Source organism: Exiguobacterium sp. KRL4, assembly GCF_001870785.1.
GTDB lineage: Bacteria > Bacillota > Bacilli > Exiguobacteriales > Exiguobacteriaceae > Exiguobacterium_A.
This window is the reverse complement of sequence record NZ_MOLV01000001.1, coordinates 100,616-121,473: the sequence shown is the minus strand read 5'-3', so window position 1 is coordinate 121,473 and position 20,858 is coordinate 100,616. Positions and strand designations below refer to the sequence as shown.

Here is a 20,858-nt window from a genome sequence, read left to right as displayed (position 1 = left end):
TTCATGACGACAATTCGATCGTTTCGCCGCGTGCGGAACGTTCGATCTCATCACTTCGTCCTGTTCTTTTTTTCGTAACATAATGTGCGGCTTGTTTTTTCGTAAGCTGCTTGTACCAGTAAAGGTACTTATTATACTCTGCCATCGTTTCCGTCGTCGGACCAAACATCCGAACTTCTCCATACTCGAGCCAAAGAATTTTTGTACAAAAACTTTTGACTTGATTTAAAGAATGACTGACAAAAAAGATGGTTTTCCCTTGATCGCGAAACTCCCGCATCTTATCGAGACATTTTTCCGTAAACGTCTGGTCACCGACTGACAATGCTTCATCGATAATCAAGATGTCCGGGTTGATGTTAATCGAGATCGCAAAACCAAGTCTCGCCCGCATACCGCTCGAGTAAGTTTTGACCGCCTGATCGATGAAGTCCCCAATATCTGCGAACTCGAGAATTTCCGGTGTGATGGCTTGAATCTGTTTTTTATTCAATCCCATCATCAATCCTTTAAGTTCGATGTTGTCCCGCCCGGTCAGCTGGTTGTTCAGACCACTGGAAATCGCAATCAATGCTGATTTCCCACCAAGCGTCACCCGACCGTATGTCGGTGGCGTGACGTTCGCAAGCAGGTGAGACAATGTCGATTTACCACTCCCATTAATTCCGACCACACCGACAATTTCACCTTGCTTGACGGAAAACGAGACGTTTTTTAACGCGTAAAATGGTTTGCCGCTAACTTTACCGAACAACACTTCTTTTAATTTATCGATCGGGCGTGAATATAAGACGTAACGTTTTGAAACATTTTCAAATACGACGTGACTCATGTTTTCTCCTCCTAGACGTAATCAATGAAGTACCGGCGGAATCTCAGATGGACCGCTGCTCCGACTACTAACAAAACGGACGTCACAGTCCAGAAGTAGAGACCGTACCAGACGTGATCGAGTAAATATCCGGTTCCAATCAATGCTGAGCGGTACCCTTCAATCAAATAGACGAGAGGATTAATCATCAACAACGTCTTAAACAGACTGTGTTCCGGCGGTATCCACATGATTGGCGTCAAGTACATCAACATCCGGATCGCCGAAGTTACCATGTTTTGGACATCTCGAATCATCGTTGCTAGAGCAGACAACAAAAGCGAAACAGCATACAGAAAAATGACACCGGCCGGGACGATATACAACAACTCAAACGTATGCCATCCCGGAAAATAACCAAATGCCATTCCGAGAATAATCGTCAGGACAATCATCGCGATATGACGGTAAAATTGTGCCAAGATGACATAGGCCGGTATCGTACTGAGCGGAAAATGCATTTTCGAAACAAGGGCGACCCGTCCGTAAATCGATCGTGAACCGCTTGGGATCGTACTGCCGATGAAAAACCAGGCAATCAATCCACTGACCAACCAAAAGACGAATGGAATCCCGTCGACCGGATTTCCACCTCGAATCCCGAAACCAAACACGACCCAATAGACACCAATCTGCAGAAGCGGGGTCATGATTTCCCAGAACCATCCAAGGTATTGCATGCTGTATTGACTTTTCGTTTCATAAAGCGAAAGACGAAAGATCAGATAAAAATGATCTTTCAACTCTTTCCCGATTGTGCCAACCCCGTTCATATCGCTTTCGCGTCCACTTCCGTCGTTTGATACGTATGCAAGTTACCGAAGTTCAAGACAGTAATATCCTCGAGCGGTTGGACGATTCCTTTCGTATCAAATAAGACGGGTGTCCGCATCTGATTAACAAGACGTCGTGAATCAAATTGTTTGAATTCATCATGATCGACTAAGACGAGGGCAAGATCTGCTCCTTGAATGGCCTCAATCTCATCGACAAGCTCAAAGCGTGACGAAATCGAACGTTCAACGTGCGGATCGCAGACTGCTACATCCATGCCTCGGTCAATCAACTGTTCAATGACATCAACGGCTGGGCTTTCGCGCATGTCGTCGACGTTCCCTTTATATGTGACACCGAACACTGCGATTTTTGGTCGAACATGAGAAGAAACAAGTCGTTCAGCCTGTTCGGCGACGAAATGCGGCATATTGACATTCGTTTCTCGCGCCGTATGGATGATCCGTGCAAGGGATGGGGCTTTGGCGACGATGAAGTAAGGATCGACCGCGAGACAATGTCCGCCGACTCCTGGTCCCGGATGATGCAAGTTTACACGTGGATGCATGTTCGCCATCTCAATCACGTCAAGCACGTTAATCTCGAGTTTATGACAGACTTGCGTCAGTTCGTTAGCTAAAGCGATATTGACATCACGGAACGTGTTTTCCATCAGCTTCGACATTTCTGCCGTCTTCGCATCCGTCTTGACGATTTCACCTTGGACAAACGTTTCATATACCGCTGCTCCTGCATCCGCACAAGCCGGTGTCAATCCACCGACAATTCGATTGTTGTGAATGAGTTCATGTAAGATTTGTCCCGGAAGTACACGTTCCGGACAATGAACGACGAAGACGTCTTTCCCGATGACGAAACCGGCTGCTTCAATCAACGGACGGACATGATCATCCATCGTCCTTGGCGCGATCGTCGATTCAACGATGATGACATTTCCTTTTTGAACGTGCGGCAACATATTCTGAACGGCTGCCAGGACATACTTCAAGTCACACGATTTATACGTGTCATTTAAATTTGGTGTCGGAACGGCAATTAAAAAGACATCTGCCGGTTCCGGTGTCAGTGTTGCCCGAAACTTTCCATTTGCGACGACACGTTTGATGACATCTTCAAGTCCCGGTTCTTCGATATGAATGTCTCCCGCATTCAACATCTTGACGATGCGTGGGTCGATGTCGACCCCGACGACGTCCGTTCCGTGATCTGCAAACATGGCTGAAGAAGGTAATCCAATATATCCGAGTCCGATTGTACAAAGTTTCATTTTGTCATTCCTCCATCTAGTTACGAGTTAGTCCTTCACGTCAGCAAATTACCGACTGTGTCGTGGCTGTAACTAGACCATAACGACAATTGCTTGTGTTTCCAATGGTTCTAACCATCTCTTAAACCATTCTTCACAGACCTTACATTCAAGGCGTTTCCTGTGCTTTTTGTAAAGCTTGTAAATAATCAGCGAAAATTTATCGTATTCGGCAAACAAACAACCGAATCCAGTCAATTCCGTTGTTTCCTGTCGTGGATTTTCCTGTATCTGTCTTGTTCCCTTCTTCGTTCGCCGCTTGTTTACATCGTCATTTCACGGTAGACGTCCAACAAATGGTGTTTTTCTTTATCCCAGTTGTATTTCCGACGCGCCTGCTTTGTCCGTTCTTTCATCGCCTGACGCAAGCCGTCTTCCTCGACGATTTGGTTCACGGCAACGGCAATCGCTTCCGGAGATTCAACGTCGACGAGTAATCCGACGCCTTCTGTCTCGACGACACGACGGATTTCCGGTAAATCCGCTGCAACGACCGGCACGAGTGCCGCCATGTATTCAAACAACTTATTCGAAGAAGCGGAATAGTGGTTAAAACAAATGTTTTGCAGGACTTGAAAACCGACTGTCGCAGCCGCCGTATAACTCGGCAGCTGATCGAGCGGTACTTTATCGATGAAATGGATCCGCTCCCGTTCCGGGGACTGTGCTGCCAACTCCTGGAGACGCGGTTTGATTTTTCCATCTCCAACAAACAGCAAAGTCCCACGTCGGACAAACGGCATCGCTTCAATCAGTCGCTCAAGTCCCCGCCCTTCCTGGATACCGCCTTGGTACAGCAGAATGGGTTCGTCCTCCTCAATGCCGATTTCTTGATGCACGGATCGTGGGCGTGGTATTTCTTCCTGATAAAACGGATAATTATGCAGGACAGCCGGCCGTTCTCCATAAAGTGACGCATGGTAGTCGGCCCGTGTGTCATTTTCAACCATCGTTCGATCCACAAACCGTAACAAGTAACGCTCAAATAATCCTTGCCCTTTTCCATAACCTGTCCGGTCGGTCTGAACTTCATGCGAATCGTAAACGATCTTCGCCCCTCTTGCAGAAAAAATCGCTTGGGGCAACGTGTTTAAATCGTTCGCATGCATGATATCGTACGTGTGTTTACGAGCCGCCCGTGTCATGCGGATGATTCCGAAGCTGTTGTACAGCGCGTAGCGGACAAACCGGCTTTTCTGTAAGAGATACAGCAGCACCAAGACTGGAATCAGCCAAGGAAACAGCAATAACACTCCTGCGCCGGCCATCAGCGTAAGAGGATTACGCTTCCGGATCCGGCGCAGCATGGATTCAAGTGGAGGTGTCCGATCGATTCGAAGAATCTGAAAACCTGCCGGGTGTCGTTCGAGTTTCGGTAAACTTCCATCATTAAGACAATACAAATCGACGTGATAACCTGCTTCCGAGAGCGCCGTACATTCCCGTAAGACACGCGCATCGTTCGTAAACGTGTTCCAAACAAACATTCCGACCCGTTTCATTTGCTCACCCCCACTACTCGAAGATCGGTTTGACGAATCGCCTCAAACAACCGCTCCTGATTTTGTTCCCAGTCAAAATGAGACTGGACATACCGCACACCCGATTGTCCCATCGCGCTGCGCGCTTCCGGATGTTCCGCCAGATAACGAATATGCTCGACGATTTTTTCGCGACTGCGCTCGCGGGAGACGAACCCTGCACCTGCGTCCTCAATCACCTTTGCAGCGTGTCCCGAGACTGCTCCGACAACCGCACACCCCATCGCCATGTAGTCGATGATTTTACCTGGCGTTACCGTATCAAACGCTGTACTCTCGACTAACGTCGCAAAGGCGATATCACTTTTGGCGAGTTGTTTCAGCGCATCCCATCGTGGCATCGCATTCATGAAATGAATATTTGTCAGTCCACGCTCTAAGACGTGTGCTTCAAATTTTTCCTTGTGATACCCGTATCCGACGACATGGAATTCAATCTGGGCATCTTCTTTTAATTGTTCTGCGACATCGAGCAATAAAAAGACATCCTGCGCAAGCCCGATGTTGCCTGTATAGACGACGCGGACTTGTTCCGACACTTTCCGCCGTTTGATCAACCATTCATTTTCTTCAATCGAATTTGGAATGTAATGAATCTTCTCAGAGGCGATTCCTTTGCTTTCGATATAGGACCGAAATCCTTCACTGTTGATGACAATTTGATCCGCTTGATGATACATCCATTTTTCGAGCCAGTAGAGTGGCGCTAATAGCAGCCGTGATTTCGTGATCCCGACACCGACCAGTGATTCCGGCCATAGGTCGCGAACATCCAGGATGAGTGGTGCTTTTTTAAGGTATTTGGCGACGACTCCGACCAGTCCCATGAAGATCGACGGTGTCGTCGCATAAATGTAGGCATATTGTTTTTTATCATGACGTACCTCTTGCACAGCCAAGACAAACTGTTCAATGAATAAGTGAAGTCTCCGCCATAAATTCGTCGTTGCCCGAAGATCACGTGGCTGAATCCGCGTGATTTTGGCAGCATCTAAGCTGGGTTCATCCCAGAACATCGCATCTGTATACAATTCAGCCGTCGGATAGAGGGGTTCCGACGTCAAGACATGGACCTCACTGCCTTGTTGCTCCATCCGTTTGAAGATGTTTTTCATCCGGTTCGCAGCGCTGCCGATTTCCGGATAAAAATTTTGACAAATCATCAGGACGTTCATCGTCTCCGGACCCGTCGTTTCTTTACGTTTCGTCTGAATTTCCAGTAACGGATGACGATTTTTCCGAGCTTTGAATTTGCGAGTGACCGGTATTTTGATTTCCATTCTGCATTCGCCTCCAAGACATCCAGATTCGACACAAGTGCCCCTTCGTATCGTGCGAGCACCAACTGATATTGTTGCGTCAACAACTCAATCGCTTCTTCTTTCTCCGCGAGTAGTCGTGTGAGTTGATCTCGCTCTGATACCAACTCCGTATGTTCCTGCTCGATCTCCGCTTGTTTTTGTTGCTTCTGTTCCCATTTTTTATTCAGTTGCTTCAAGCGGACGATTTCCGTGAGATGTAACCGTTCGACTGCTTCGAATGCTGTTTCGAGCCAGCTGACTTCTTGTTCCGTGACGGTGCGCGAGTGTTGTTTTTCCGGATGAAGCGTCAACGTCACACCCAACCATTTATCGATGCGCTCCAATTGTTCAATCGTCCCGTACGGTGTTAATTGTTCCAACAGATGCTGTAAATAGTACGTCCGTTTATGATCGGCATAATCGTTTACGCCGAACGGAACCGTCACGACAAGCCGACCACCGGGTTTTAAGAAGGAACAGGCTTTTTCCACAAACCGTTCCGGTTCCCCGATATGTTCTAAAACCTCGGTCATCAAGACCGTATCGAATCGTTGAGACGTTTGGAAGGTCATCAGATTGGCCTCTTCCAAATGAATCAATTCTTGAACGGAATGCGCCTCTTCTCTTAATGCCGCCGTCGCTTCCTCGATTGCTTCCGGCGAGACATCGATACCGACGACTTGCTTGCCTTCACGCCCAAGCAGAATCGGGACCAATCCACCGGAACAACCGATATCGAGAATTTGATTGCCTTTTGTTTCCCGAATGATCCAGTGAACCCGAGAACGGACTTTTTTCCCGAATGCGACACCGAGTTGATCATAATAGGCGGCCCGAATTTCATCTTTCGGTCGCATCATCTGTTTTGTCTGCATCATCTGACCTCCTCCAGTAATAATGTTTGAATCGCATCCGTCCGTTTCATGTCCGCCAACTCAACGAATTGACGAATCAGCGGGTTCGTTAAGTTCATTGGTTCGTAAAAAGCAACAATCATTCGCAGTAACGCGACACTAGGAGCAAAATCCTTATCACTGCAATACCGTAGCTTCACTAAATACCAATGCTCAAAGAAATGCTCGAAACGTGTCGTCTTATAGGCATCGAGCACACCGTAACGGGCAAATTTTTCTGCCCGTGCCTTTTCCCGGACGACACTCCGTTCGAAGAAACGAACCGTCAATGAGTTGACAGTCGAACCGGCAACCGCGGCATAGTAATAATGGATGACACGATTAACAAGCAAGACACGGTTTGCGTGCAGCATCATCTCTTGGAAAAACAATGAATCTTGTCCGACGGCTCCGACGACCTGCTCCAGTTGATGTTCCTGCAGAAAACGGCGATTGACGACCAACGCTTGGATACTTTGGACGGAAAAACGATTTTCCAATAAGTAGGCTTTCGGTTGATCACACACCGTCCGCCCTTGTTTTCGAATCTTCGGCAACGCGATAATGCTTGTCTTTTCCGCCAACTTCTTCATATGTCCGACAGCAAAGTCGAGTGTCGGATCTTGATCCAACTCAGCCAACAATTCGGCATACCGATCACTCAAGACCTCATTATCAGGATCAAGGAAAGCGATCCGTTCCGAGCGGGCCAGCTCAACCCCTTTATTTCGCGGACGTGAGGCACTGCCGCTTCCGCCTGTCGGAAACAGATGGGTCACGACATTCCCATGACGTCGTGCCAGGCGGTCAATCGCTTGACGGGTGAATCGATCCGTTGAACCATCATCTACTAAGATGATTTCCGTCTCATCAAACCGGTCCATCCGTTTGAGGCTGGCAAAACATTTATACGTCAAATACTTGCCATTGTTAAAGATGGGGACGACGACAGATAAAACAGGGGATTCTATGACAGCTGTACCGCCACCTTCGTTCCACTCCAGTGCATCGAGGAACAAGGTCTCTCCCTCAATCTTCCCTTCGGTGAACTGCTCATACGGGAACGCTTCACGCCAAATCATGGCGTTCGCCGTCGACCCTTCCGCTTCGCGGATTACGAAATGCGCTTCGTCAGTCCGCGTTTTGCGGGTAATCGACACATCACTGTATTTGAACCCGTTCACCAAGTCTTCCAAGTAGTACTCTCCGTATGATTCAGCACCGTCGAGCACAGTCACGAGATCAGCTGCGGCATAAAGCGCTCCGTTCAAGTCTTCTTCGTGGCAGATCACATCAGCTGTGATCGATTGACGCGCGAGCAGTTGTTCAAGTTCCGGCGTCGCATTGCGCAAGACGACGAGAAGCGTCCGTTTGACCGGCGGCATCTCCAGTTGCAGAAGCCGCGTCAATTGATCGATCCGGTCATAGACCGTATGAGATGACATGACAGAACGAATCCCTTCAGCCCGGAGTCGATCAATCTCGTCTTGCGTCGTCCGTTCGAGAATCGCCTGCACCTCTTGGTGGTCATGGATGGTAAAGACGTTCGGGAAATCATTATTGACGGCGATACTGTAGTTCGACAAAATCAGATTTCCGAGTGCTTGCGATTCATAGACCCGACGCGCACACATCGTCTTGCTGTACTTGATACTGTTTAGATTCAACACCCAGTCGTAACATTTACTGACCTGTTGCAACGCATCATAGGGAATCGCAGGAGCAACACGCGAGACGTAACGTTCCGGAAAATGATAGTCCGGTAAATTTAACTGGTAGTTCCGGTCAACGATATCGAGTGTATGGTCTGAACGTAAGACACCATCAAATAACATTTCCGTATCTTTGACACGCTCCGGATACTTCGCCATCCAGCTGCCGGCAAACAGAACGTGTTTTTTTCGGCTTCGCGTCGCTCCGACTGGATTGTGAATGAGGGGATTGACACCAAACGACGTCGCTTCAATCCGATCATGTCCACAAAGTACTTGGTATTCCGGAATCATCGCTTCGTCTGATGTTAAGATATAGTCGGCTGCTTTCGCCAAATCACTGAACCGGTCAAAGTTGCTTGGATCCTCCGTCGACTGGAATACAACCGGAATTCCTTTTGCTTTCACCTGTTTCATCATATCGAGCAAACGCTGCCGTTTTTTAGAGGTCGGTGTCGCGACCCCTTTCCAATCATCACCGTTTAAACCCTTCCACGACGTAACGACGAGAAACAGATCAATCGGTTTCTCAAAGACGTCCGTAAAGGTTGCCGGATTGACATAATGTAAATGTAACGCGTCCTGATAATAGGCATGCATGAACTCTGAACAAACAATCGCCACCTCAAGCGGACGACGTTCGTAATAACGCGAGCCACCCGTCACGGGGATTTCCTCATACGCAATCTCCTTCAGCAACTCCCTGTTGCTTTCTTGGTGATAACGCTTTGTTTTTGCTTCAAGTGGTGATGACTTAGGACGAACCGTTGTTTTCATCCGTAAGACCTCGAGCTGTTTTAATCCCTCGACTGAAGCATGGTTTGCCGCCGGTGCCGATTGGATTCGTTTCTGTTCAGTCCGCACCCAGTTTAATTGTTCAATAATGCTTTTCTTCCACTTTTGTTCACTCACACGTATACACCCTTCCTTCATTCATCTCTGTTTCAGTCTACGAGACCAGTTCAAAGAGGACTTAAAGGTCGTGCAAGGTTTTTGTAAAGACTTGGTGAAGCAATTGGCCTGTTTCCTTACATTTATCATCAAATGAGGATGCGATTGTGTGGAGTCGAGTTTGTTCGTGTCTTGTTTTGCCACAAAACATCAATCTGATAAAAGTGTCTGTTTCGTTTTTAGAATCCATATTTCGGGTACATGTAAAAATATCGAAGACAAGGGGGATGACTAATCATGACGGATAAAAAACAAGACTTGCCAAACGAAACAGCGGATGTCGGCTTACACCCGGATCCAGAACCAGCAGAAACATCTGACCCAGGAATCAAGCCAGCAGATACACAACATCCGGACCCAGACGTTGAAGAATTACAAACAGATCCTGCTGATCAATAAGTGAAATGTTCATCAAAAAAAGGTTTTGCTCTCCGCATAGGAAAGCAAAACCTTTTTTGGCGTACCCTTATAACTTGACCAATAGTTTTCCGGTGTTTGAACCGTCAAACAGACCAAGAAACGCATCCGGGACTTGATCGAATCCTTCAAAAATCGTTTCTTCGTACTTCAGTTCACCATTGCTGACCCAGTGACCAAGTTGTTCCGCCGCTTCTTTAAAACGTTTACCATAATCCCCGACCAAGAAACCTTGCATCCGTGCGCGCGCAACAATCAGTTTTGATTGAACACGTGGACCGACATTCTCTTTTTCATTGTATCCGGAAATTGCTCCACAGACCGGAACACGGGCAAATGGATTCAGGCGATCGAGAACCGCATCACCAATTTCACCGCCTACATTTTCAAAGTAGACATCGATTCCGTCCGGACATGTCCGGTCCAATGCTTCTCCGATTTGCTCGGTTTTATAATTGATGACTTCATCAAATCCAAGTTCATCCTTAAGATATTGAATCTTTTCAGCACTGCCAGCAATCCCGACGACCCGTGCCCCTTTGATTTTAGCGATTTGACCGACGATCGAGCCGACTGCGCCTGCTGCTGCTGAAACCACTACCGTTTCCCCGGGTTGTGGGTTCCCGATATCAAGCAAGCCGAAATAAGCGGTCATGCCTGTCATGCCGAGCACACCCAGTGCCGTCGAGACAGGAGCCAGTGTCGCATCAATCTTACGGACGTGTTTCGCATCGACGACTGTTTTCGTCGCCCAATCGAGCATCCCGACGACGATATCATCAACTGCGAGAAGATCGCTTTTGGATTCCATGACCCGCGCGACGACTCCACCTTGAATCGGTGCACCGAGTTCAAAGGGTTGCGAGTAGGAACGGGCATCATTCATCCGCCCACGCATATACGGATCGACTGAGATATAAAGCGTTTCTAACAGGACTTGATCGGTTTTCAGTGGGTTCAACTCAATTGATTCATACCGGAACGTCTCTTGCGTCGGACGTCCGTCTGGTCTGTTGGCTAAGACGATTTGTTGTTCTGACATCTCTATTACCTCCCCGATTTTTTACCTCTTCACTCTAGCAGTCCTACCTCTTAAGTGCGAATACTTTGCTTTTCTTTTTTCAGAAAATTCCATTTCCTTCTTGACGTACTGTAAGGTCTTTCGTATGATTAATCACAATTCATCGCTTTTATACTGTTATGCATAAAAGCAATAAATTAAGGAGTGGATTTTCATCAACACGACCATGAAACGGTTTGACCGGCAATTCGTTGTACACGTACTGAACGGTCTCAGTATCGGGATTTTAGTTGCTCTTATTCCCGGGGCATTGCTTGGCGAACTTGCTAAAGCCTTGCTCCCTTACTTTTCTCCCGCACAACATATCATCGACTCGACGGCTCTCGCGATGCGGTTGTTGCCGATGGTGATCGGTGTCGCCGTTGCGATGCAGTTTAAGACAACCCCGATTGAGACGACCTCGATCGGTCTTGCGACCGTCGTCGGGTCCGGAGTTGCGAGCCGCACCGAGACGACTGGTTATTTATTTGTCGGGACGGGAGATGTCATCAATGCCGGATTGACGGCAGCAATCGCGACAGCACTCGTTTTATGGATTGGCAATCGTTTTAAGACATACACCGTCCTCGTCATTCCGACCTTGATCATCGTCGGTGCAGGTGGAATGGGCGTTCTTACTTATCCGTTTGTCACGAAGATTACAGCCACTATTGGTCAAGTGATTACACACCTTACTGTTCTTCAACCGGTGTTGATGGGCATTGCCTTAGCCGTGACTTTTTCTGTCCTGATCGTATCACCGCTCTCAACGGTCGGGATCGCAACGGCCATCAGTTTGTCTGGTGTTGCGGCAGGAGCTGCTAACCTTGGTGTTTGTGCCGCAGGTTTCGGACTCGCTATCGCTGGCTGGCAAGCTAATTCACGAGGGACTTCGATTGCTCATTTTTTAGGATCTCCCAAAATCCAAATGGCGAACTTCATCCGAAATCCGCTCATGATTATTCCTGTCATTTGAAGCGCTGCCGTACTCGGCGGACTCGCAGGTGTACTCGGTATTCAAGGGACCCCCTTTAGTGCTGGATTCGGTATGTCCGGTCTGATTGGTCCGATCAACGCCTTACACTTGATGGCAGGTGCTTGGACCTGGGTGAATGTTATTCTGGTTTTCGGATTATTCATCGTCCTACCGATCTTCCTTTGTCTGCTGTTCCACCAACTCTTTCGCCGTTTCCGCCCGTGGACGAATCCGGAACAGTACCGGTTAGATTTTGATTGATACGAAAAAGAAGCAGCTCGCTGACGCGGCTGCTTCTTTGTTAGACATATTTCAAAAGATCGGCTGGTGTATCCAGTTGATAATCAGCGGTTTTCCATTCCTCTTCTGTCCCAAATCCAAAACGACAAATCGCAACAGGCATGTTCTCGATCCGTGCCGCCTCGACGTCAGATGAACGATCGCCAACCATTACATACGCGACGTCACCAAACTCTTCCCGCTGTGCCGCTAAGATGTCGGCTTTTTGTTTTCCATTGACGGACTCTAAACATTTGGGACTCGTGAAATAAGAACGAATCGATTGACTGTCGAGGACTAGATTTAAATAGTGGACACCACAGTTACTCGCTGTCGATACGATATGTCCCCGTTTCGTCAATTCCTCCAACAGGTCTCGGATTCCGTCAAATAAAATTTCTTGTCCGGCTATCGTCTGTTCCAAGTGATGGTGACGTTTTTTACGAATCGACCGGATGTCTTCTTCTGATGCATCTGGAATCGCCTGACGCCAAAAGGCACTACCCGCTAATCCATAACTTGATTGCACACTCTCTTGTGACGGCTTGACGAGATGTGGCATATCGTCCATTGCCAAATGAATCGCCTCGGTCATCTGAGTTGTCGAATCAATCAACGTACCGTCAATATCAAATAAAATCACTGCCATAGGAACACTCCTCTATTTTTTTAATAGCTCTTGTCTTTTCAGTAATGTTTTTTTCCGGAAATACAGGTACCCCGCTCCACACACAACAAGACCAATCAACCAAGGTATGTAATGGTGGAAGTCATGGTGTCGTCCCATCATACCGTGTCCCAGTTTTTTTCCCCCCCAGATGAAAAAGACCGACCAGGCAAAAAAAGAAATCGTCGTCGCAATCGTAAACGTCAGCCGTGAGACACCCGTTAATCCTGCTCCAATCGCAAACCCCATTCGCCACATCGGTGACAACAAAAGAATAAAGCGCCCCCGTGTATCCATCTGGTGTTGGAACTGACTCATCTTCGTTTCAGAAATCCGAAACCACTTAAACACACGTGTCAGCAGGCGGTCACTGCCGAGCCGGCCGATTGTAAAAAAGATATTTTGACTGATCACAAAACTGATGACCGCGACAACTAACATGATAATCAGGTTAAATTCAGTCGTATGAACAAGATAACCCGCGTAGGCAAGCGGGACTTCACTTGGTAAAAATGGAAACATCAATGTCAACATTATTCCAAAATAGCCATATGATTCAATCCATGAGTGCCAAGCCATCACATACCTCCTTCCCTTGAAAACTTTTTCTATGTTTAGTGTAACGAACTTTTCAGGTAGCGTACAGAAATCACGTTTTTTCACGACAAAAAGCCCATTGCTGACTCGTAGTCAACAACAGGCTGAACATACTCAATAGGCGTCTTCACTTTGAAGTGGTTGTGTACGTGCTTTTTGTTGCTCGTCCTGCCAATCACTAAAGCGTGTCAATTCCTCAAAGACAGTTTTCGTCACGAATAAGATAATCGCGATATCATCAGCGAATCCAAATCCAAGGACGAAGTCAGGAACGAGGTCAATCGGTGACACGAGATAAATCAATGCGCCGATTACTTTCAAAATCGTCGTCCGACGAATGTTTCGATATTCACCTGATTGATACGCACGAACCATATCGATTAGTAAACGGACAGGAGAAAAAACGACTGATAAACTTGAATTTTTATTTATTTTATCAGTTGCCCGTTTTAGTATCGAATTGGTTTTCTTCGGTTGATCAATATACGACTTCGCTTCATCTGTATATTTTTTTTGTTCTGTCTCAAGCTTTTGATTCGATAAATCCATCAAAAATCCCCCATTCAACATAATAGTAGCGTTAACTATTGTTTATGTTCCCTAAAGCCTATGTTCATAATCCTTTCTTCCTATTATACAGCAGGTTTTAACCGATGCATTTTCGGCTATTTGAATAAAGCAGTCTACTTAGATATACGATCTCATCCTAGGAGTGATTCAGATGAACCACGTCAACCATACCGTCATCATTACCGGTGCCGCTAACGGCATTGGAGCGACACTTGCCAAAACCTATGCGAAAGAAGGCGCAACAGTCATTCTAGCCGACATCGATCAGATGACCGGTGATGATCTTGCATCAGAAATCGAAGCAGATGGTGGAACAGCTTATTTTTATCATCTAGATGTCCAGGATGAACGGGATGTCGATCTATTAATTGATAAGGCGATCGAACATACAGGGCGCATCGATGTCGTCATTAACAATGCGGGCATCATCGTCCGAAAACCTCTCCTTGAACTATCGCTCGACGAATGGGATCGGGTTCAACACACGAATCTTCGCAGTATCTTTTTGACGACAAAAGCCGCAGCTCCTTATCTGAAGAAGAATCCAGCTGGGGGTCGGATTGTCAATCTAGCTTCGACCCGCGCCTTCATGTCCGAACCGGATACGGAATCTTATGCCGCTACAAAAGGGGGTATCGTTGCCTTGACGCATGCTCTTGCCGTTTCCTTGGGAACAGACCGTATTTTCGTCAATGCGATTGCTCCCGGTTGGATTGAGACCGGTAATTATCATGAGCTATCACCCGAAGATCACAGCCAACACCCGGCTGGTCGGGTCGGAAAACCGGAAGATGTCGCACGAGCGGCCCTGTTTTTAACAGATCCGGAAAATGACTTTTTAACAGGTGAGACGTTGGTCCTCGACGGTGGAATGACACGAAAAATGATTTACGAAGAGTGAATCGGATTAATTAACCTTTTCTCGAAGGACTTAAACCTTTTTTCGTTTTCTTTTTTAATGTTACAAAAACATATCAGGTCCTCATGAAAAGTGAATGTCTTCATTCACTTTTTTGTGTTTTTCATTTCCCCCTCTTTTCAAGCGGTTTTCTTTATCTTTTGTCACTATAACTTAATCACTTCTGAATAAAAAAACATCACCTCCTGATAATTCCCATATAATATTTTTAATGAAACTGTAACGACGATTGGAGATCTTTCTTGTTAGAGTAGAACAGGTATCATTTCAAAACATGTATCAACATTCAGAAAGGAATGAACGGTCTACCTATGAAATCATCTTTAAAGCAAACGCTTGGTCTTTCACTCATGACAATCACAATACTCTTCAGCCCGCTGGCGCATCCAGTTGGTGCAACGAGTTCTTATAAAGAAAAACAATACCAGAACACACAACAACAATCGAAACAAAAAAATGCGCTCTCAAAGAAAAAAACACAATTATCACGAGCACAACAAAAGGTGTATGCGCTTGATCAACAGATTAATGGATTGACGTTGCAGGTCGTCGAGAATCAACAAAAAATGGATCACAACCGTAAACAAATCAATCAATTGGAAAAAAAAATTCGCACCTTAAAAGAAAAAATCAGCAAGCAAGAAAAAATGTTAGGTGATCGTTTAGCCGTCCGACAATCCAAAGCGGACGACGATCCCTTACTCGAAGCCGTCTTTGGTGCTAAGGATGTCGGCGATATGATCAGTCGATTCAATGCTTTTAACACGATTGCCGAAAGCGATGCTTCTTTGTTAAAGGATTACGAACAAAACAAACATCAATTGGCACTTGCTCAAAAAGACTTGAAGCAGACGCGGATTGATTTGATGGATGATCGGACACTGCTAAAAAAGAAACAACGTGAACTCAAAACCGAAAAAATCAAACGGACAGCGTTACTCAGTCGATTAAAAACAGAAAAACGGTCGATCGAAACAAACATCTTGAGCTTACAGGATGCCGCCGCACAATTAAAAGCCCAAGAAGCCGCTGCCCGTGCCGCAAAAGTAGCCGAAAAACAAGCTGCTTCCATCACGAAAACAAGTACAAAAGTGCTCTCAAAAGCAAAAGGTAAATTCATCAAACCGGCCGCTGGTTCCATCTCCCAAGGAATGGGTACAGCGAGTGGAGGTAATGGATACGCTTATCATAACGGGATTGATTTAGCCGGTCCCGTTAATTCCCCGATCGTCGCCTCGGCGAACGGGACTGTCATTCAAGCAAGCTCTGGTGGTCCTTACGGCAACCATGTTTACTTGTCGCACAGCATTGGCGGAAAAACCTATACGACGGTCTATGCACATATGAACGCGTTGAATGTAAAAGCAGGACAACAGGTCAAACAAGGTCAACAAATCGGAAAACTCGGTAGTACCGGAAACTCGACAGGTCCCCATCTTCATTTTGAAATTCATGATGGCGGATATCAATATAATGCCAATGGTCGGACGAACGAGCTTAACCCCAGCGATTTTTTCTAATTTATATGATAAAAAACTCACCGTTTTCCACTTCGGTGAGTTTTTTGTGTCCACTTATAATTTAAATTGATTTGTTTGCTGATCGAGTGAAGTCGTTGTTTGTTCAAGTTCTAACATCAGTTGATGAATCTGTTCAAATGAAGCTTGTTGATCCCGCATCGATGCCGCCACTTCTTCATTTCCTGCGGCTAACTCTTCCATCACACCACTGACCGAACTGACCTGATTGACGACCTGATTGGCTTGTTGTTTCGAGTGAACGAGCTGTGTCGCCATGAACTGTAACGTTTCCGTGACTTCTCCGACGTGACTTCTTGTTTCTTCAAACGCCGTTTTGACTTCAGCAAAGTTTTGTACTTGATGTTCTTGTTCTTTTTCTGATCGAAGCAAAGCGTCTTGTAATACCGCACCATCTGCTCGAATCGAACGCACGAGTGAAAAGATCGATCGTGTCGCTTGATGTGTCTCATCGGCCAATTTTTTCACTTCGCTGGCAACGACGGCAAATCCACGCCCGGCTTCTCCCGCTCGGGCTGCCTCGATTGCCGCATTTAGTGAAAGGAGATTCGTTTGGGCAGATACACTTGAGACAAGTTGCGCCATCTGTTCAATCTGTTGAGTTTGTTGTAAAAACCCGGCAAGTTGATGACCAAGCTCTCGATTTTGAAGCGAAGCGGTTTCTAATGATTCTGCCTGCTCCTGCATGATTCTTGCACTTTTCCCCATCGTCGCATCGGCAAGTTGTCCTTGGCTTAACGCCTGTTGGGCTCGATGTTCACTTTGTTCAAATAAACTGCTCATATCCGTGATCGTACTCACGGTCGTCTGTAAATCGTCGGAGACGGTCTGGGTCCCGCTCGCCATCTCGTTAATGGCATGCGTCATGTTTCCGGATACTTCAACGATATTGGCATTTTCGGCCGTCGCCTGTTCGCTCATCTGATTGATCGTCGTCGAGGTATGGCTGATCGTGCCGATGACCCCGTGCAACGTTCCTTGCATCTGGGCAATCGCTGACTCGAGTCGACCGATTTCATCCGTTCGCCCTGAGATTTTTAATTGTTGTGACACATCCCCTTGCGAAATCTGTTCTGCCGTTTTGACGACACGGCTGATCGGTCGTGTGATGCTCCGCGCGAAATACCAATTGTACAATGCTAAAGCAATCAGCAAGACGAATGTCGCAATCAGAACAGAGCGTGTCAGGTTCAACGTCTTGTCTTTCGCCTCTTGTTGCAAGACATCATAAAATTCCCCGTTTTTCGTATGTAACGTATATAAGTCACTTAACACCCCTTCAATTCGGGCAGCATATGATCGAATCGTAATCGGATTCAACTCATTTAGCAACGTCTCTCGTTCCGAGGATAACGTCGTATATTTCATTTTAGCCCGATCCAGATCTTGTTGAAAACGATCGATCAAGTACGCTTTTTGAAGCGAATTCAATGCGGCTTCATTTTTTTTACTCAACGCCAGTGCTTGCTCCTTCTGATTTTCTGAAGGTTGACTGGCTAGTCGGTTCCAAGCAGCCTGCTCGTATAGTAATTTTGTCTCGAGTTCTGAAATCTCAACTAACTGTTTACCGTAATCTTCGTTGTAAGATTGAATTTGTCGTAGTTCGAATAAGGTCCAGCCCATCAAGGCGACGACACTGACAATCGTCACGAGTGTCGATACTAAAAAGCGTTTCCGTAACGTCATTGCACGTCCACCTTCCCTTCGAGAATCTGTTGCTTCAGCTGTTCGAGTTGCTGTAATTCTTTTGCTGTGAAGCTGACATTACGAATCGGTGCGAGCTGGATTGCACCGTCCTTGACACCTAAGACGATTTGCCCCGACTGGAGACCTGACTCTTTTACCGTATCCCCAATCTTCGTAATCGCGAGATCCACTTGTTTCAGCATCGATGTCATGACCGCATCCGGTGCAATCGCTGTCTGATCGCTGTCAACACCAATCGCTTTGTTTCCTTTTGCCTCAGCAGCTTCGAGGACACCACTCCCTGTTAAACCAGCTGCGGCGTACAACACATCCGCCTCTTTTTTCATCTGGGTATTCGCAAGTTGTCTTCCTTTATCCGGGGCGGCAAAGTCTTCCGCATAATCAACCAGAACACGGATATCCGGATTGATGGCTTTTGCACCTGCCATGTATCCTTTTTCGAATTTTTCAATCAGTGGCGACTTCATCCCACCAATGAATCCGATCGTTTCACTTTCTGACTGGATTGCTGCTGCTGCCCCCGCTAAGTAGCTTCCCTCGTCTTCTTTGAATGTGACCGATAAGACGTTCGGCAACTCAGATACCGCATCAATAATCGCAAACTGCTGTTTCGGATATTGTTTGGCGACTTTTTCTAAATCTGCCTGCCCCATGAAACCAAGACCCACGACAACGGTCGGCTTTTGTTTGGCCAATGTCTCAAAAGCGACTCCATATGACTTCGTTTCACTCAATTCTCTATAATCAATGAACCAATCTTCTTTTTCTCGAAGCAACGACATCCCGCTCATCGCAGCGTCACTGAATGATTGATCGCCTAATCCTACATCAGACAGAACAACTGCCATTTCCCGTCGTTCCTTGACTGCTTGCTGAGGATCATCGATAACACTGCCGCAACCTGCTAAACCAATCGTCAGTGCAAGTCCGGTTAAACCGATTCGTTTTGACATTTTTCCACTTCCCTTCACTGTTCTACACTGGATTATCGGAAGGGATGTCTGACTTCTTAACCTAAAAATCAAATTCAGAATTATCCCAAAACAAAAAAAGCGCCCTTTTCCCAACTTTCGTTGCAAAAAAGGACGCTTACACTTATTTATTTTTAACTTAGTAATCGCTGTCTGAAGAACCACCTGTGACGATTGCGATACCGGCAGAAGCACCGATGCGCGTTGCGCCGGCATCGATCATCGCTTTTGCTCCTTCGAAATCACGGACACCACCTGATGCTTTCACACCGATGTCAGGTCCGACCGTCTCACGCATCAGACGAATGTCTTCTACCGTTGCGCCGCCTGTTGAGAAACCAGTTGACGTCTTAACGAAATCTGCGCCTGCTTTAACTGACAATTCAGCAGCTGTTTTGATTTCTTCTTTTGTTAAGAGACAGTTTTCGAAGATGACTTTAACAAGTGTACCGTTTGCCGCTTCGACAACCGCACGGATGTCGCGTTCGACGAGTGAAAGATCGCCGTCTTTTAACGCACCGATGTTTAAGACCATATCGATTTCTGTTGCGCCGTTTTTGATCGCATCTTGTGTTTCAAATGCTTTCACTTCCGGTGTGTTCGCACCAAGTGGGAAGCCGATGACTGTACATACTTTGACGGCATCGTCTGATTTTAAGAGTTCTGCTGCGAGTGCAACGTTTGTCGGGTTGACACAAACGCTTGCAAATTTGTATTCGAGTGCTTCTTTACAAAGTGTTTCGATTTGGGCACGTGACGTTTCTGCTTTTAAGGCCGTGTGGTCGATCATTGCTGCTAGGTTCATGATTAGTTCCTCCTTAAGGATATCCCTTATACTCTGTTTTCATTCTATCACGTGAGAGGTCAGACTTCTATCTTTTTGCGCTACTTTCCGCAGTTGTTTTTTTCGAATCAACAATCCATTTAGTGTAAAGACGAATGCAGCCGACCAAATGAATGTAAACGCAATCAAGTGAGTTCTCGTAAAGGGTTCGTCGTACAGGAGGACACCGATGGCAAGCGACAACGTCGGGGCGACGAACTGTAGAAAACCGACGACCGTAAACGGAATCCGTTGAGCGCCAAATCCGAACAATAACAAGGGCACAGCCGTGATGACTCCCGTCAAAACGAGCCCAATCGTTACGAAAATGGACGAAGTAAACGTCTCTTGTCCACTGACCCCTATGTAACCTAAAAATAGGATCGCAAGCGGTAACGGTGCGAGCGTCTCAATCGTCAGACTGACCGTTGATTCTAAAGGACGTTGTTTTTTAACGACACCGTAAAAACCAAAGCTGAAGGCAAGCGCCAGCGAAATCCACGGAAACTTTCCGTAACCAATCGTCAAAATCAAGACCCCGATCGTCGCAAGCAGAATCGCAAGCCATTCAATCCGTGACAATTTTTCCCGGAAAAAGAACACGCCGAAGACGATGCTGACGATAGGATTGATGTAATAGCCGAGCGAGGCTTCGACGATGAAATTATGATTCACAGCCCAGATGTAGATGAACCAGTTCATGCTGATGATCAGCCCATTCAAGAAAAAGAGTCGTCGGGTGAACGGATTTTTTAAGGCTCCGGTAAACTTTGGCAACGCCTTTTGAACATATAATAACAGCAGTAAAAAAAGAAACGACCAGACAATCCGGTGTGCTAAAATTTCTTCGCTCGAGACACTCGCGAGCAACTTCCAGTAAATCGGCAACAACCCCCAAATGATGTAGGCAGCTAATGTCGCAAACAAGCCCGATTTATTCATTGTTAATTCCCTCTTTTCTGGA

Annotated in this window: 18 protein-coding genes and 1 pseudogene; 4 read left to right on the top strand and 15 right to left on the bottom strand. The window is 46.6% G+C overall.

The window, feature by feature from the left end:
* Position 1 precedes the first annotated feature (1 nt).
* The 7 genes from BLD48_RS00540 to BLD48_RS00510 form a co-directional block, all read right to left on the bottom strand.
* Positions 2–832: an ABC transporter ATP-binding protein gene (locus tag BLD48_RS00540; protein WP_071498499.1), complete on the bottom strand. Its 831-nt coding sequence runs from the start codon at positions 830–832 to the stop codon at positions 2–4.
* Positions 833–843: 11 nt separating this feature from the next.
* Positions 844–1,644, bottom strand: coding sequence for an ABC transporter permease (locus BLD48_RS00535; RefSeq protein WP_071498498.1), 801 nt, complete (start codon positions 1,642–1,644; stop codon positions 844–846).
* Positions 1,641–2,933: a nucleotide sugar dehydrogenase gene (locus tag BLD48_RS00530; protein ID WP_071498497.1), complete on the bottom strand. Its 1,293-nt coding sequence runs from the start codon at positions 2,931–2,933 to the stop codon at positions 1,641–1,643. The genes BLD48_RS00535 and BLD48_RS00530 overlap by 4 nt, the downstream gene beginning before the upstream one ends.
* Before the next feature lie 302 nt (positions 2,934–3,235).
* Positions 3,236–4,474, bottom strand: a complete 1,239-nt coding sequence (locus tag BLD48_RS00525; RefSeq protein ID WP_071498496.1) for a glycosyltransferase — start codon at positions 4,472–4,474, stop codon at positions 3,236–3,238.
* Positions 4,471–5,793 (bottom strand): glycosyltransferase family 4 protein, encoded by a 1,323-nt coding sequence (locus BLD48_RS00520; protein ID WP_236629893.1) that lies wholly within the window; start codon positions 5,791–5,793, stop codon positions 4,471–4,473. The genes BLD48_RS00525 and BLD48_RS00520 overlap by 4 nt, the downstream gene beginning before the upstream one ends.
* A complete protein-coding gene (locus BLD48_RS00515; protein ID WP_071498494.1) occupies positions 5,685–6,692 on the bottom strand; it encodes a class I SAM-dependent methyltransferase in 1,008 nt (335 codons plus the stop codon). Before BLD48_RS00515 ends, BLD48_RS00520 begins: the two co-directional genes overlap by 109 nt.
* Entirely contained in the window at positions 6,689–9,331 is a 2,643-nt protein-coding gene (locus BLD48_RS00510) for a glycosyltransferase (protein ID WP_071498493.1), read from the bottom strand. Before BLD48_RS00510 ends, BLD48_RS00515 begins: the two co-directional genes overlap by 4 nt.
* 276 nt (positions 9,332–9,607) lie before the next feature.
* Here BLD48_RS00510 and BLD48_RS16350 point away from each other — a divergent pair, with 276 nt between their 5' ends.
* Positions 9,608–9,769: a hypothetical protein gene (locus tag BLD48_RS16350; RefSeq protein ID WP_201723122.1), complete on the top strand. Its 162-nt coding sequence runs from the start codon at positions 9,608–9,610 to the stop codon at positions 9,767–9,769.
* 67 nt (positions 9,770–9,836) lie between these two features.
* Here the strand turns inward: BLD48_RS16350 and BLD48_RS00505 are convergent, their stop codons facing one another.
* Positions 9,837–10,835 (bottom strand): NADP-dependent oxidoreductase, encoded by a 999-nt coding sequence (locus BLD48_RS00505; RefSeq protein ID WP_236629899.1) that lies wholly within the window; start codon positions 10,833–10,835, stop codon positions 9,837–9,839.
* Between the two features lie 199 nt (positions 10,836–11,034).
* Between BLD48_RS00505 and BLD48_RS00500 the strand changes: the two are divergent.
* Positions 11,035–12,084, top strand: a pseudogene (locus BLD48_RS00500) (PTS sugar transporter subunit IIC).
* A gap of 40 nt (positions 12,085–12,124) precedes the next feature.
* Here BLD48_RS00500 and BLD48_RS00495 read toward each other — a convergent pair.
* From BLD48_RS00495 to BLD48_RS00485, 3 genes are all read right to left on the bottom strand, one after another.
* The gene (locus BLD48_RS00495; RefSeq protein WP_071498491.1) at positions 12,125–12,751 is read right to left on the bottom strand and encodes an HAD family hydrolase; all 627 of its coding nucleotides are present in this window, start codon (positions 12,749–12,751) and stop codon (positions 12,125–12,127) included.
* A 12-nt stretch (positions 12,752–12,763) separates the two neighbouring features.
* Positions 12,764–13,348: a DedA family protein gene (locus tag BLD48_RS00490; protein ID WP_071498490.1), complete on the bottom strand. Its 585-nt coding sequence runs from the start codon at positions 13,346–13,348 to the stop codon at positions 12,764–12,766.
* A gap of 132 nt (positions 13,349–13,480) precedes the next feature.
* Positions 13,481–13,915: a YkvA family protein gene (locus BLD48_RS00485; RefSeq protein WP_071498489.1), complete on the bottom strand. Its 435-nt coding sequence runs from the start codon at positions 13,913–13,915 to the stop codon at positions 13,481–13,483.
* A 172-nt stretch (positions 13,916–14,087) separates the two neighbouring features.
* Here BLD48_RS00485 and BLD48_RS00480 point away from each other — a divergent pair, with 172 nt between their 5' ends.
* Positions 14,088–14,837 (top strand): SDR family NAD(P)-dependent oxidoreductase, encoded by a 750-nt coding sequence (locus BLD48_RS00480; protein WP_071498488.1) that lies wholly within the window; start codon positions 14,088–14,090, stop codon positions 14,835–14,837.
* Between the two features lie 368 nt (positions 14,838–15,205).
* A complete protein-coding gene (locus tag BLD48_RS16625) occupies positions 15,206–16,375 on the top strand; it encodes a murein hydrolase activator EnvC family protein (RefSeq protein WP_236629892.1) in 1,170 nt (389 codons plus the stop codon).
* Between the two features lie 54 nt (positions 16,376–16,429).
* Here the strand turns inward: BLD48_RS16625 and BLD48_RS00470 are convergent, their stop codons facing one another.
* The 4 genes from BLD48_RS00470 to rarD all read right to left on the bottom strand — a co-directional run bounded on the left by BLD48_RS00470 (position 16,430) and on the right by rarD (position 20,836).
* The gene (locus BLD48_RS00470; RefSeq protein ID WP_071498486.1) at positions 16,430–18,079 is read right to left on the bottom strand and encodes a methyl-accepting chemotaxis protein; all 1,650 of its coding nucleotides are present in this window, start codon (positions 18,077–18,079) and stop codon (positions 16,430–16,432) included.
* On the bottom strand, positions 18,076–19,053 hold the full coding sequence (locus tag BLD48_RS00465) for a BMP family lipoprotein (protein ID WP_071498485.1): 978 nt from the start codon (positions 19,051–19,053) through the stop codon (positions 18,076–18,078). The genes BLD48_RS00470 and BLD48_RS00465 overlap by 4 nt, the downstream gene beginning before the upstream one ends.
* Positions 19,054–19,210: 157 nt before the next feature.
* Complete coding sequence (gene deoC, locus BLD48_RS00460; protein ID WP_026833666.1) at positions 19,211–19,876, bottom strand: deoxyribose-phosphate aldolase; 666 nt, start codon at positions 19,874–19,876, stop codon at positions 19,211–19,213.
* A gap of 39 nt (positions 19,877–19,915) precedes the next feature.
* A complete protein-coding gene (rarD, locus tag BLD48_RS00455) occupies positions 19,916–20,836 on the bottom strand; it encodes an EamA family transporter RarD (protein ID WP_071498484.1) in 921 nt (306 codons plus the stop codon).
* Positions 20,837–20,858 lie beyond the last annotated feature (22 nt).

What these genes read in the sequence shown, in the direction of transcription:
- BLD48_RS00540 (WP_071498499.1), bottom strand. Translation starts at nt 832, where the DNA reads ATGAGTCACGTCGTATTTGAAAATGTTTCAAAACGTTACGTCTTATAT.
- BLD48_RS00535 (WP_071498498.1), bottom strand. Translation starts at nt 1,644, where the DNA reads ATGAACGGGGTTGGCACAATCGGGAAAGAGTTGAAAGATCATTTTTAT.
- BLD48_RS00530 (WP_071498497.1), bottom strand. Translation starts at nt 2,933, where the DNA reads ATGAAACTTTGTACAATCGGACTCGGATATATTGGATTACCTTCTTCA.
- BLD48_RS00525 (WP_071498496.1), bottom strand. Translation starts at nt 4,474, where the DNA reads ATGAAACGGGTCGGAATGTTTGTTTGGAACACGTTTACGAACGATGCG.
- BLD48_RS00520 (WP_236629893.1), bottom strand. Translation starts at nt 5,793, where the DNA reads ATGGAAATCAAAATACCGGTCACTCGCAAATTCAAAGCTCGGAAAAAT.
- BLD48_RS00515 (WP_071498494.1), bottom strand. Translation starts at nt 6,692, where the DNA reads ATGATGCAGACAAAACAGATGATGCGACCGAAAGATGAAATTCGGGCC.
- BLD48_RS16350 (WP_201723122.1), top strand. Translation starts at nt 9,608, where the DNA reads ATGACGGATAAAAAACAAGACTTGCCAAACGAAACAGCGGATGTCGGC.
- BLD48_RS00495 (WP_071498491.1), bottom strand. Translation starts at nt 12,751, where the DNA reads ATGGCAGTGATTTTATTTGATATTGACGGTACGTTGATTGATTCGACA.
- BLD48_RS00490 (WP_071498490.1), bottom strand. Translation starts at nt 13,348, where the DNA reads ATGGCTTGGCACTCATGGATTGAATCATATGGCTATTTTGGAATAATG.
- BLD48_RS00485 (WP_071498489.1), bottom strand. Translation starts at nt 13,915, where the DNA reads ATGGATTTATCGAATCAAAAGCTTGAGACAGAACAAAAAAAATATACA.
- BLD48_RS00480 (WP_071498488.1), top strand. Translation starts at nt 14,088, where the DNA reads ATGAACCACGTCAACCATACCGTCATCATTACCGGTGCCGCTAACGGC.
- BLD48_RS16625 (WP_236629892.1), top strand. Translation starts at nt 15,206, where the DNA reads ATGACAATCACAATACTCTTCAGCCCGCTGGCGCATCCAGTTGGTGCA.
- BLD48_RS00470 (WP_071498486.1), bottom strand. Translation starts at nt 18,079, where the DNA reads ATGACGTTACGGAAACGCTTTTTAGTATCGACACTCGTGACGATTGTC.
- BLD48_RS00465 (WP_071498485.1), bottom strand. Translation starts at nt 19,053, where the DNA reads ATGTCAAAACGAATCGGTTTAACCGGACTTGCACTGACGATTGGTTTA.
- deoC (WP_026833666.1), bottom strand. Translation starts at nt 19,876, where the DNA reads ATGAACCTAGCAGCAATGATCGACCACACGGCCTTAAAAGCAGAAACG.
- rarD (WP_071498484.1), bottom strand. Translation starts at nt 20,836, where the DNA reads ATGAATAAATCGGGCTTGTTTGCGACATTAGCTGCCTACATCATTTGG.